Consider the following 11,440-nt stretch of genomic DNA (forward strand, 5'->3'; position numbering starts at 1 on the left):
TGGAATGCCATCCCCAATTTTGCAAAATAGCATCAACCAAAGGGAGAGAGATGTGAAGGCTGCCGTTCTGCGCCAGGTGGGCGCCCCGCTGGTGATCGAGGATGTCGCCATCGCCGATCCCGCCCCCCACGAGGTGCGGATCCGCACCGTCGCCACGGGCGTGTGCCATTCGGATCTCCACTTCCTGGAGGGCAGCTATCCGACCGCGCTGCCGACGATCCTCGGCCATGAGAGCGCCGGCGTGGTCGAGGCGGTGGGCAGCGAGGTGCGCACGGTGAAGGTGGGCGACCATGTCGTCACCTGCCTTTCCGCCTTTTGCGGCCATTGCGAGCATTGCGTGACCGGCCATCTCAGCCGCTGCCACGCGCCCGACGTGCAGCGCGGCGCGGAGGACCCGCCCCGGCTCGGGACGGGGGACATGCCGATGGCGCAGTTCCTCAACCTCTCCGGCTTCGCCGAGACGATGCTGGTCCACGAACATGCCTGCGTCGCGATCCGGCCGGATATGCCGCTCGACCGCGCCGCGCTGATCGGCTGCGCGGTGCTCACCGGCTATGGCGCGATCGTCCACACTGCACAGGTGCGGCCGGGCGAGACGGTGGCGGTGATCGGCTGCGGCGGCGTCGGTTTCGCGGCGATCAACGCCGCCGCCATCGCGGGTGCCGCGCGCATCATCGCGGTGGACCGGGTGGCGGCCAAGGAAGCGCTTGCGCGCACCTTCGGCGCCACCGATTTCGTCGATGCCTCCAGCGACGACGCCGCCAAGCAGGTGGTCGCGATGACGCGCGGCGGCGTTCACCACGCGTTCGAGGCGATCGGCCTCGCCAGCACCGCCGAACTCGCCTTCGCGATGCTCCGTCGCGGCGGCGCGGCGACGGTGATCGGGATGATCCCGATCGGCCAGAAGGTGAGCATCGCCGGCTATCAGTTGCTGGCCGAGAAGACTTTGCGCGGATCGCTGATGGGGTCGAACCGCTTCCCGGTCGACGTGCCGCGGATCGTCGACCTCTATCTGGCCGGCAAGCTCAAGCTCGACGAACTGATCTCGCGCCGGATCGGCCTGGGCGACGTCAACGAGGCTTTCACGGAGATGAAGAGCGGCACGATCGCCCGCTCGGTCATCACCTTCGCATGAACGACCCCACCGGAGAGGCTGCCATGACCCACTTCAAGCTGCTGATCGACGGCGCGCTGACCGATGGCGCGCGGACCATGGACGTGATCAACCCCGCCACCGGCGAGGCGTTCGAGACCTGCCCGGTCGCCGACGAAGCCCAGCTTGACGCTGCGGTTGCGGCTGCGGTCGCCGCCTTCCCCGCCTGGTCGGCGCTGCCGATCGGCGAGCGCGCGGCGCGCATCGCGGCGCTGGCAGATGCGCTGCAGGCGCGCGCGGACGCGTTCGCACGGCTGCTCACCGCCGAACAGGGCAAGCCCGGCAACCAGGCGAAGATGGAGGTGATCGGCGCGGTCTTCACCTTGCGCGCCTTCGCCGCGATGCGGCTGGAGCCCCATGTGATCCGCGACGACGACAAGGCGCGGATCATCGAGGTGCGCCGGCCGCTGGGCGTGGTCGGGGCGATCCTGCCGTGGAACTTCCCGGTGATCCTGCTGATGAACAAGCTCGCGCCCGCCCTGCTCGCGGGCAACACGTTGGTCGCCAAGCCCGCGCCGACGACGCCGCTCACCACCTTGCTGTTCGGCACATTGTGCGCGGAGATCCTGCCGCCGGGGGTGGTCAACATCATCTGCGACGAGAATGATCTGGGCGGCGCGCTTTCCGCGCATCCCGGCATCGCCAAGGTCTCGTTCACCGGATCGACCGCGACCGGCAAGAAAGTGATGCAGGCCGCCGCGGCGACGCTGAAGCGCATCACTCTGGAGCTGGGCGGCAACGACGCCGCGATCATCCTCGACGATGCCGACCCGATCGAGACCGCACGCAAGATCTTCCAGGGCGCGATGGCCAATGCCGGACAGGTCTGCATCGCGATCAAGCGCGCCTATGTGCCCGAGGCGATCTACGACGTGTTCTGCGAGGAACTCGCCCGCCTCGCCACCGCCGCGGTGGTCGACGACGGCGCCAAGCAGGGCGCGCAGATCGGCCCGGTGCAGAACGCCGCGCAATATGAGAGGCTCAAGACGCTGCTCGACGAGAGCGCGCGCGAGGGCAAGGTGATCGCCGGCGGCGCGGCCCTCGACCGCCCCGGCTTCTTCATCGCCCCGACCATCGTCCGCGACGTGACCGACGATGCCCGCATCGTCCGCGAGGAACAGTTCGGCCCGGTGCTGCCGGTGCTCAGCTATACCGACCTCGACGATGCCGTCGCCCGCGCCAACGCCTCGGAGTTTGGCCTGGGCGGCTCGGTCTGGGGCACGGACCTCGACCGCGCGACCGACATCGCGCTGCGCCTCCAGTCCGGCACCGCCTGGGTCAACCAGCACATGGCGCTGAGCCCGACCGTACCGTTTCGCGGCGCCAAGCAGTCGGGCGTCGGCGGCGAACTGGGGCTGGAGGGGCTGCACGAATATACCCAGGCGATGATCGTCAACGTCGCGCGGGGGTGATGGCGGCTCGGGGGAGGCTGACGGCCTTTTCTTCACCCCTCCCCTGAAGGGGAGGGGCAAGGGGTGGGGAGCGGCGGCGGGGGCTCAATGCCCCCGGCGGCGCTGTTGTTTCCGCTTGCGCGGAAGCTCGCTACGCTCGCCCCCACCCCAACCCGTCCCCTGAAGGGGAGGGGCTAAAATCCCCTCAAAACGTCGGTACCACCCTGAGTTGCGGCAGCGGCTTCGGCGCGCCTTCGGTCAGGTCCACCGCCGCATCCTTCCAAGACGCCGCCTCGTTCCGGATGCGCTCCAGCCGGGTCACCGCCTCGTCCGCCTGCGCCTTGCTGAAGCGATAGGGCCCTGCGGTCGGCAGGTCGCGGCTCCACAGCCGCTCGAACGCGCGGGCATTGTCGGCATTGAGCGGCCCTGCCAGCGCGTCGCCGAAGGTGATGGTGAAGCGCTCCGCGGCGGAGGCGACGTTGCGGTAGCGGATCCAGAAATGATTGTCGAAATCGAAGTCCGCGATCAGCCGCGCGCCCGCTGCCCTGCCCTTGCCGGCGATGGAACCGAGCACCGCCTCCGGCATATCCAGGTTCATGCCGCCTTCGTCCGCATCCAGCGCGATGCGCACGATGCGGTCACGGTGGCCGGGCGCGCGCCCCTGCAGCAGATCGCGCCAGTTCTGCATCGTGCCGATGATGCCGAAGAAGAAGCCGGATAGGTCGCTGATCGGCCCCTTGCCGGTGATCTCCCGATAGCGCGGCCGCATCGCGGCATTGTTGTGGGTGGGCAGGAAGATCGGATCGGGCATCGGCTGCTTGCTCGAATAGACCAGGTCGATCGCAAAGGTCGGCCAGCGCGGCAGCGGCGCATCGAACAGGTGGATCGGGAAATTGCTGCTGACGCCGCCGTCGGTGAACCAGCAGCGCCTGAGCGGCAGCGTCGCCGCGCCGTCAGCCTCGCATTCGATCTGGTCGGCCGCAGCCAGCGCATCGACGCTCTCGGCGAAGCGCGGCCGTTCCCGGGCCTCGGCGGCGGCGGCATCCGCCGCCGGGTGCGCCGCGGCGGCACCCGCCTTGTCCACATCCAGCTCGTGCAGGGGGATCGCGCTGATCAGCAGCGGGAAGCTGAGGCTCATCCGCGCGGCGACGACGATCGGCATCCGCGCCGCCTCGGGCAGGTGATGATAGGCATGGCCATCTTCGTCCCGCTGCTTAGGGCTGTGCGCCACCATCCAGTCGACCACCGCCGCGGGAAACAGCCGTCTGAACTCGTCCTCGCGGAAAAAGAAGCCGCCCTTGGCGAAGGGCAGGGTCCGCGGTTCCGCATGCGAGATGTTGGTGGTGATGATCGCCAAATCGATTCGCCGCGCGCTCTCCGGCTCGTCCGCATAGGCCGGCGCCTGCCACAGATCGCCGAAGGTCACCGGTCGCCCTTCCGCATCGTCCAGCCCCGCCAGCGCGCGGATCCCGTCATGCATCCATTCGGTCAGCGCGGGCCGGGCAGCGCCGCGACCGCCGAGCCCCGAGCAGAGCCCCATGAAATTGTCGCCCGCCGCGTGCGCCGTCACCCACAGCGCGCGCCACGCGCCCGCCGCCAGCGCGCAGACCAGGGCGGGGAGAAGCGCGGCCAGCGTCCCGCGGACGCCCGCCGCCAGCCAGCCGGTGCCCAGCAGCAACAGCAGCGTGAACAGCATCGTGACCGGCGCCAGCCGCAGCAGCGCCAGCACCCCCTCCGCGAAGCGCGCCACGACGGAAGGCCCGGCCGCCAGCCGCACGATCAGCCGATAGGCCGCGCGCGCGACGGGCGTCGGCTGAAACAACCCATAGATGAAGCCCGGGCGGCCGAGATCGGCCGCGATGGCGGCGAGTCCGTCCATCCCCATCCCCGGCAAACCCGCCTGCCCGTCATTCACCAGCCGCCGTTCGCCCAGCGCCGCCGCCGCTGCCATCGCCGCCGCGATCGCGCCCGCGGAGGTGCCGCCGATATTCTTGAAGCGATAGGCCGTCGCGAGTTCGAGCACCGCGCTGGGATAGACCAGCCCGCTGGTGATCCCGCCCTTCATCACGAGGTCGCAATATTTGGTCGGTGCGCGCATCGATCCTCCTCCGCTCGGCGAAGGCTATCATGCCAATCGGACGCTTCGGTGTCGCCGGGCGGTGGGAAAGCGACTCGCCCTCGCCAAAACAAAAAAGCCCCGGAAAACCGGGGCCTTTCTTAAATTGGTGGAGCCGAGGGGGATCGAACCCCTGACCTTCGCAATGCCATTGCGACGCTCTCCCAGCTGAGCTACGGCCCCGGGAATTTTTCAGCGGGGCAGCCTCGCGCGAACGCAGGCCACCCGCTGACTTCGTGTTGGTGGAGCCGAGGGGGATCGAACCCCTGACCTTCGCAATGCCATTGCGACGCTCTCCCAGCTGAGCTACGGCCCCGGGAACAGGCGGTGCCCTCTAGTGGAGATTTCACCGCCCTGCAAGCCTCAACTTTCGTCGTCGGCCTCTTCGGTGTTCACGCCGAGATCGTCGTCGCCGCCGAGATCGACTTCATCGTCCGGCGAGGGGCTGTCCTCGTCGCCGATGTCCAGATCCTCATTGTCCAGATCCGCGTCGTCGGCGACCTTCGCATCCTTCTTGGGCGCGTCGAACGGCAGCGGCTGCTTGGACTTCAGCACCGGCTCCGGCTCCCATTGGTTGCCGCACTCGATGCAGTTGACGGGATCGTCCTTCCCGAGATCGTAGAAGCGGGTGCCGCACTTCGGGCAGGTCCGCTTGGTGCCCCATTCAGGTTTCACCATGAATCGTTCAATCCTTGCGTAGACGTGATGTCGACAAATGCCGGAAAGCCGGCCGGCCTTAGCCGGTCGGCGAAACGTCGCGCGCCTTGCCATAGCCGGGCGCCACTGTCAAAAGCCCGGCCCGCAACCGCCAGCAATTAGCAGGAAGCCGCGTTCCTTGTCAGCCTCCCATTCTGCCACCGGCCCTTCTCCCCGCACGATCGCCCGTGCCGGCGCACTCACCGGCACCGCCCGGGTACCGGGCGACAAGTCGATCTCGCACCGTTCGCTGATGCTTTCCGCGCTCGCGATCGGCGAAAGCGTGATCGACGGGCTGCTGGAGGGGGAGGATGTGCTTGCCACCGCAGCCGCGATGCGCGCGATGGGCGCCGCGGTGGAACGCGGCGCGGACGGGCGCTGGCGCGTCTCGGGCGTCGGCGTCGGCAGCCTGCTGCAGCCGCGGACGGCGCTCGACATGGGCAATTCGGGCACCTCGACGCGGCTGCTGATGGGCCTCGTCGCCAGCCACCCGATCACCGCCACCTTCACCGGAGACGCGTCGCTGTCGAAGCGGCCGATGAACCGCGTGATAGAGCCGCTCGGGCTGATGGGCGCCGATTTTACCGCCAGCCCCGGCGGCCGGCTGCCGCTGATGCTGCGCGGCGCGGCGCCGGCGGTGCCGATCGCATATCGCCTGCCCGTCGCCTCCGCCCAGGTGAAGTCGGCGATCCTGCTCGCCGGGCTCAACACCCCGGGCATCACCCGCGTGATCGAACCGGTGCCGACCCGCGACCATAGCGAGCGCATGCTCGCCGGCTTCGGCGCCGAGCTGACCGTCGACATGGATGGCGATGGCGTGCGCCATATCGCGATCCGCGGCGAGGCGGACCTGCGCCCGCAGCAGATCGACGTGCCGGGCGATCCCTCCTCCGCCGCCTTCCCCGTCGTCGCGGCGCTGATCGTGCCGGGGTCGGACGTGACGATCGAGAATGTCGGCATCAACCCCACCCGCGCCGCACTGTTCGACGTGCTGCGCGCAATGGGCGGCGACGTGACGTTGCTCAACCCGCGCACCGTCGGCGGGGAGCCGGTGGCGGACATCCGCGCGCGCCATTCGGTGCTGACCGGCATCGCGGTGCCGCCGGACGTGGTGCCGAGCATGGTCGACGAATTCCCGGTGCTGTTCGTCGCCGCCGCCTTCGCGCAAGGGCGCACGGTGACGACCGGGCTTGAGGAGCTGCGCGTCAAGGAATCGGATAGGATCGCCACCATGGCCGAGGCGCTGGCGGCGATCGGTGCGCGCGTGGAAGAGCGTGAAGACGGGCTGGTGATCGACGGCACCGGCGGCGATCCGCTGCCCGGCGGCACCACCGTCGCATCGAAGCTCGACCACCGCATCGCGATGTCGCTGGCGGTCGCCGGACTCGCCTGTCGCGCACCCGTCACCCTCGACGATGCGGCGCCGGTGGCGACCAGCTTCCCCGGCTTCTTCGACCTGATCGGCGGCCTGCAGCGATGATCATCGCGGTCGACGGGCCGGCGGCAAGCGGCAAGGGCACCATCGCGCGCGCGCTCGCCAGACATTATGCGCTGCCGCATCTCGACACCGGCCTGCTCTATCGCGCGGTCGGCCAGGCGCTGCTCGCCGCCGGCGGCGATCTCGACGACGAGGCGGCGGCACTCGCCGCCTGCGCGTTCGACGATGCGCTGCTGGCGGATCCGGCGCTGCGCAGCGAGGCGGCCGGTGCCGCCGCCTCCAAGGTCTCCGCGCACCCGCTGGTGCGCGCGGCGCTGGTCCAGCGCCAGCGCGACTTCGCCAACCAGCCCGGCGGCGCCGTGCTCGACGGCCGGGATATCGGCACGGTGATCGCCCCCGATGCCGATGTGAAGCTGTTCGTGAAAGCGACCCCCACCGTCCGCGCCCGCCGCCGCCACACCGAAATGAGCCGCGCCGGCAGCACGATGAGCTTCGACCGCATCCTCGCCGACATCCGCGAACGCGACCGCCGCGACATGATGCGCGCCACCGCACCGCTGCGCCAGGCCGACGACGCGCTGGTGCTCGACACGAGTTTTCTCGACGTCAACGCTGCGATCCACCGCGCGATCGATCTGGTGGAGAGGAAGCGGGCGGCGTAGGCGAAGACTGCCGTCGCACCCACGCGACCAGTCCCACCTTCCTACGGAAAACACCTCCGTCACCACCCCGTCACACCGCCGCCCCGAAATCCTCATCGTCCCGTCCGCAAACTGCAACGCCACCCACCCGGCAGTGTCACACATCGCCGTTAGCGCCGGCTGCGACGCAACATGTTGGGGGACAGTGTCGTCGCGATGCGCTGGTCAGTCGTTCTGCCGGTCTTCAATGAGGCCGATTATCTGCCGCGAACGCTTGCCTCATTGGCAGCGCAGGATGCGCCGTTCCGGCTGATCCTCGTCGACAACGGCTCGACCGACGGCTGCATCGAGGATGCGCGCCGCCAGATCGAGGCGGCCGGAATGACCGCCACGATCCTTTCCGAGCCGCGGCCGGGGCAGGTCCACGCGCTGCGCCGCGGGCTCGGCGAGGTCGCGACCGAATTCGTCGCGGTCTGCGATGCCGATACGCTCTATCCGCCGCATTACCTCTCTGCCGCGATGCGGCTGTTCGACCGGCACGGCCCCGCCTGCGTCGCCGCCTGCGCCTGGCTGGCGCCCGAGCGGCCGGGGCGGCTGCGGCGGCTGGCACGCGCTGCGCACCGGCTGGGTGCGGCCCGGCTGATGCCGCGGCAGAACCACACCAGCGGCGCCGCGCAGACATTCCGCAGCGCCGCGCTGGCGGAAGCGGGCAGCTATGATCCGGCGATCTGGCCCTATGTCCTTAAGGATCATGAGGTGATGCACCGCGTGCTCCAGCGCGGCCGGCAGGCCTATGCCGCGGACCTGTGGTGCATCTCGTCCGAGCGTCGCGCCGATCGCCGCAAGGTGCGCTGGACCCTCGCCGAGCGGCTTCGCTACCACTTCACCCCGTTTGCGCGGAAGACCGACTTCTTCCATCACTGGCTGGGCCCCCGCTTCGCCGGCCGCGGCCAGGCCGATACGGTGCTGCGCGACCAGAGCTGGACGAACGCGGGGGCCGCGGCATGAGCACCGCTGCCGCCCTCCCCCCCGCGCTGCCGCTGGCCGACGAGCTGCCGGCGCTGATGCCCCGGCGCGCCGCCTGGTCGAACTGGCTGCTGCGGGGTGTGTCGCTGGCGCTGCTGGTCGCGGTCATCGCCGAGATCGTTACCGCGCGGCCGAACCTCGGCGATCTCAGCCTGCCCGCCTCGCCCCTGTTCTGGGCGGCGATTGCGGTGCTTTATTTCGCGCTGCCCGTCGCCGACTGGCTGATCTTCCACACGTTGTGGCGGCTGCCTGCCGCGGGCTTCGCGGTGCTGCTGCGCAAGCGCATCTCCAACGAGATGCTCCTCGCCTATTCGGGCGAGGCCTATTTCTACCTGTGGGCGCGGCGCAATGCCGGGCTGACGACGGCACCGTTCGGCGCGATCAAGGATGTCGCGATCCTCTCCGCCTTTGCCGCCAACCTCGCGACATTGGCGCTCGCCGGTTTCGCCTTGCCCTTCCTCAACCAGCTCGCGCTCGGCCAATATGCCGCGGCGACGATGGTCTCGATCGGCGCGATGATCGCGCTGTCGGCGGTGCCGCTGCTGTTCGCGCGCCGGCTGTTCACGCTGCCGCGCGGGACATTGGCGTGGATCACCGGCGTCCATCTCGCCCGCCTCGCGCTGACCACCGCCGCGCTCGGCGTCGCGTGGCACGTGGTGATGCCCGCCGCACCGCTCGGGCTGTGGCTGGTGCTGGCGACGCTGCGGCTGGTGGTCACCCGGCTGCCGCTGCTGCCCAGCAAGGACCTTCTGTTCGCGACGATCGCGATCTTCCTCATCGGCCATGACAGCGAGGTCGCGACATTGATGGCGACCACCGGCGCGCTGATGCTGGCCGGCCACCTGCTGATCGGTGGCGCGCTCGGCGTCGCCGGGCTGCTCGAACGGGAGCCCCGCGCATGATCGGGCGTCTTGCCATCGCCGCCGCATTGGCGCTGCCGCCCATGACCTGCGCCGGCGCCGCGATCGTCGTTCCGCCCAAGGCCGAGCGCGGGAAGGCCGGCGCCGCCTGCCGCGCCGGCGAGTCGGGCCCGGCCGTCCGCGTCCTCGTCTCCGGCCTCAAGGATCGGGACGGGACGATCCGGCTGGAACTCTACCCCGCCAACGACGAGGATTTCCTCGCACCGGACAAGGTGCTGATCGCCGCCGGCAAGCCCTTCAAGCGCGTCGAGCAGCCGGTGCCCGCGGTGGACGGCACGACGATGTGCATCCGCGCGCCCGCCAGCGGCCGCTATGCGCTGTCGGTGCTGCACGACCGCGATGGTGACGGCAAGTTCGGCTTCCTGCGCGACGGCGTCGGCTTTTCCAACAACCCCCGGCTCGGCCGCCGCAAGCCGGTGGCGTCGGCGGTGGCGCTCACCGTCGGCCCCGGCGTGGCACAGGTGCAGATCGTGATGAACTATCGCCGCGGGCTCGGCTTCGGGCCGCTTTCCGGCGCCGAGCGGACGAGCGCGCGATGAGGAGCATTGGGAGGTCCCCAGCCATGCGCATCGTCGATGTCTGCGAATTCTACGCGCCCGAGGGCGGCGGGGTTCGCACCTATGTCCACGCCAAGCTGAAGGCGGCGGCAGAGGCGGGTCACCGGCTGGTGGTGATCGCCCCCGGCCCCGCCGACCATGTCGCCGAATTTCCGGGCGACTGCCGGCTGGTCACCGTCAAGTCGCCGCCGCTGCCGTTCGACCGGCGCTACGCGATGTTCTGGGATGCGCGGCCGGTCCACGCGATCCTCGACGCCGAGCGGCCCGACATCCTCGAAGCCTCCTCGCCCTGGCGCGGCGCGTGGATCGCCGCCGAATGGCAGGGTGCGGCGGTGCGATCGCTGTTCATGCATCATGATCCGCTGTCCGCCTGGGCCTATCGCTGGTTTGACGGCTTCGTCGCACGCGACCAGGTCGATCGCCATTTCGAATGGTTCTGGCGCTATTTGCGGCGGATGTGCGCGCGCTTCCCGATCGTGGTGTGCGCCGCGCCCAGCCTCTCCGGCCGGCTCGCTGCGGGCGGCATCGCCGGCACCGTGACGATCCCGATGGGCGTCGATGGCGGCGTCTTCTCGCCCGCGCATCGCGATGAGGCGCTGCGCGCGTCGCTGCTCGATCGCTGCAATCTCGACAGCCAGGCGACGCTGGTGCTCGGGATCGGCCGTCACACGCCCGAGAAGCGCTGGCCGGTGGTGATCGACGCCTGCACCATGGTCGCAGCAGAAAGGCCGCTGGGGCTGGTGCTGGTGGGCGATGGCATCCACCGCAAGCGCGTGCTTGAGGCGATTGGCGGCAATCCGCATATCACCGCGCTCGCCCCGACGCACGATCGCGCGCTGCTCGCCCGGCTGATGGCGAGCGCGGACATGCTGGCGCACGGCTCCGCCGCCGAGACCTTCGGCCTCGTCACCGCCGAGGCACGCGCGTCGGGCCTGCCGTTGATCCTGCCCGACGAGGGCGCGGCCAACGACCTTGCCGACCCCGCCTATGCCGAGACCTATCGCACGGGAGACCGCCGCGCGGCCGCGGACGCGATCCGCCGCATGCTCGCCCGCGATCCCGCCACGCTGCGCCGCGCGACCGGGGCCGCGGCTGCGGCCGCACGCACGCTGGATGAACATTTCATCGATCTGTTCGATTCCTATGCGATGATGCTCGAACGCAGGCTGGCGGCGTGATTGCGCCGCGCGCCGGCGAGGGAAGGATCGAACCGATGGGTACAGCGTCCGTTTCGCTACCGCCGTCCGCCGCCGCGCCGCGGCCGCCGGCGAAGGCACCGCGCCGGCGCTCGTTTCGCCCCCGTGGGGCAGCGCTTCGATTGTGGTGGGAATTGCTTGCCGGCCCCGGGCCGCGCTGGCTGCGGCTGCTGCGCTGGGCACAGCGCAACTGCCGCGACTGAGCGCGCGAAAGCCGCGCCGACCCGCCCGGCAATGCTTGCCGGATGACGGACAAATCGCTATGTGGGCGCCGTCCTGCGGGCGGTAGACGCTCGCGAAAGGCCC

11 protein-coding genes and 2 tRNA genes are annotated in these 11,440 nt (G+C 70.0%); 9 read left to right on the top strand and 4 right to left on the bottom strand.

All coding sequences use genetic code 11. From position 1 onward, the window contains the following. The first annotated feature begins 52 nt into the window (after positions 1-52). Positions 53-1,135 (top strand): Zn-dependent alcohol dehydrogenase, encoded by a 1,083-nt coding sequence (locus NX02_RS17110; protein ID WP_025293430.1) that lies wholly within the window; start codon positions 53-55, stop codon positions 1,133-1,135. 23 nt (positions 1,136-1,158) lie between these two features. After that, positions 1,159-2,565: an aldehyde dehydrogenase family protein gene (locus NX02_RS17115; RefSeq protein ID WP_025293431.1), complete on the top strand. Its 1,407-nt coding sequence runs from the start codon at positions 1,159-1,161 to the stop codon at positions 2,563-2,565. Between the two features lie 184 nt (positions 2,566-2,749). On the opposite strand, the gene NX02_RS17120 is transcribed toward NX02_RS17115, so the two are convergent. The 4 genes from NX02_RS17120 to NX02_RS17135 all read right to left on the bottom strand — a co-directional run bounded on the left by NX02_RS17120 (position 2,750) and on the right by NX02_RS17135 (position 5,338). After that, positions 2,750-4,642 carry a patatin-like phospholipase family protein gene (locus tag NX02_RS17120; RefSeq protein WP_025293432.1) on the bottom strand — a complete coding sequence of 631 codons (1,893 nt, stop codon included), beginning with the start codon at positions 4,640-4,642 and terminating at the stop codon, positions 2,750-2,752. Between the two features lie 125 nt (positions 4,643-4,767). Then, positions 4,768-4,843: transfer RNA gene (locus NX02_RS17125), tRNA-Ala, on the bottom strand. A gap of 57 nt (positions 4,844-4,900) precedes the next feature. Further along, positions 4,901-4,976 (bottom strand) — tRNA-Ala (locus NX02_RS17130). A 47-nt stretch (positions 4,977-5,023) separates the two neighbouring features. Continuing rightward, positions 5,024-5,338 carry an FYDLN acid domain-containing protein gene (locus NX02_RS17135; protein ID WP_025293433.1) on the bottom strand — a complete coding sequence of 105 codons (315 nt, stop codon included), beginning with the start codon at positions 5,336-5,338 and terminating at the stop codon, positions 5,024-5,026. Positions 5,339-5,375: 37 nt separating this feature from the next. On the opposite strand from NX02_RS17135, the gene aroA reads away from it, so the two are divergent. The 7 genes from aroA (at position 5,376) to NX02_RS32545 (ending at position 11,337) form a co-directional block, all read left to right on the top strand. Then, positions 5,376-6,836, top strand: coding sequence for a 3-phosphoshikimate 1-carboxyvinyltransferase (aroA, locus tag NX02_RS17140; protein ID WP_084717857.1), 1,461 nt, complete (start codon positions 5,376-5,378; stop codon positions 6,834-6,836). Next, the gene (cmk, locus tag NX02_RS17145) at positions 6,833-7,456 is read left to right on the top strand and encodes a (d)CMP kinase (RefSeq protein ID WP_025293435.1); all 624 of its coding nucleotides are present in this window, start codon (positions 6,833-6,835) and stop codon (positions 7,454-7,456) included. The genes aroA and cmk overlap by 4 nt, the downstream gene beginning before the upstream one ends. Positions 7,457-7,627: 171 nt before the next feature. Further along, positions 7,628-8,443 (top strand): glycosyltransferase family 2 protein, encoded by an 816-nt coding sequence (locus NX02_RS17150; protein WP_025293436.1) that lies wholly within the window; start codon positions 7,628-7,630, stop codon positions 8,441-8,443. Beyond that, on the top strand, positions 8,440-9,363 hold the full coding sequence (locus tag NX02_RS17155; RefSeq protein WP_025293437.1) for a hypothetical protein: 924 nt from the start codon (positions 8,440-8,442) through the stop codon (positions 9,361-9,363). Before NX02_RS17150 ends, NX02_RS17155 begins: the two co-directional genes overlap by 4 nt. Further along, positions 9,360-9,920 carry a DUF2141 domain-containing protein gene (locus tag NX02_RS17160; RefSeq protein ID WP_025293438.1) on the top strand — a complete coding sequence of 187 codons (561 nt, stop codon included), beginning with the start codon at positions 9,360-9,362 and terminating at the stop codon, positions 9,918-9,920. The genes NX02_RS17155 and NX02_RS17160 overlap by 4 nt, the downstream gene beginning before the upstream one ends. 23 nt (positions 9,921-9,943) lie before the next feature. Next, positions 9,944-11,116, top strand: a complete 1,173-nt coding sequence (locus tag NX02_RS17165; protein WP_025293439.1) for a glycosyltransferase — start codon at positions 9,944-9,946, stop codon at positions 11,114-11,116. A 35-nt stretch (positions 11,117-11,151) separates the two neighbouring features. After that, positions 11,152-11,337, top strand: coding sequence for an SET domain-containing protein (locus tag NX02_RS32545; protein ID WP_158014056.1), 186 nt, complete (start codon positions 11,152-11,154; stop codon positions 11,335-11,337). Positions 11,338-11,440 lie beyond the last annotated feature (103 nt).

The organism is Sphingomonas sanxanigenens DSM 19645 = NX02, from assembly GCF_000512205.2.
Lineage (GTDB): Bacteria > Pseudomonadota > Alphaproteobacteria > Sphingomonadales > Sphingomonadaceae > Sphingomonas_D > Sphingomonas_D sanxanigenens.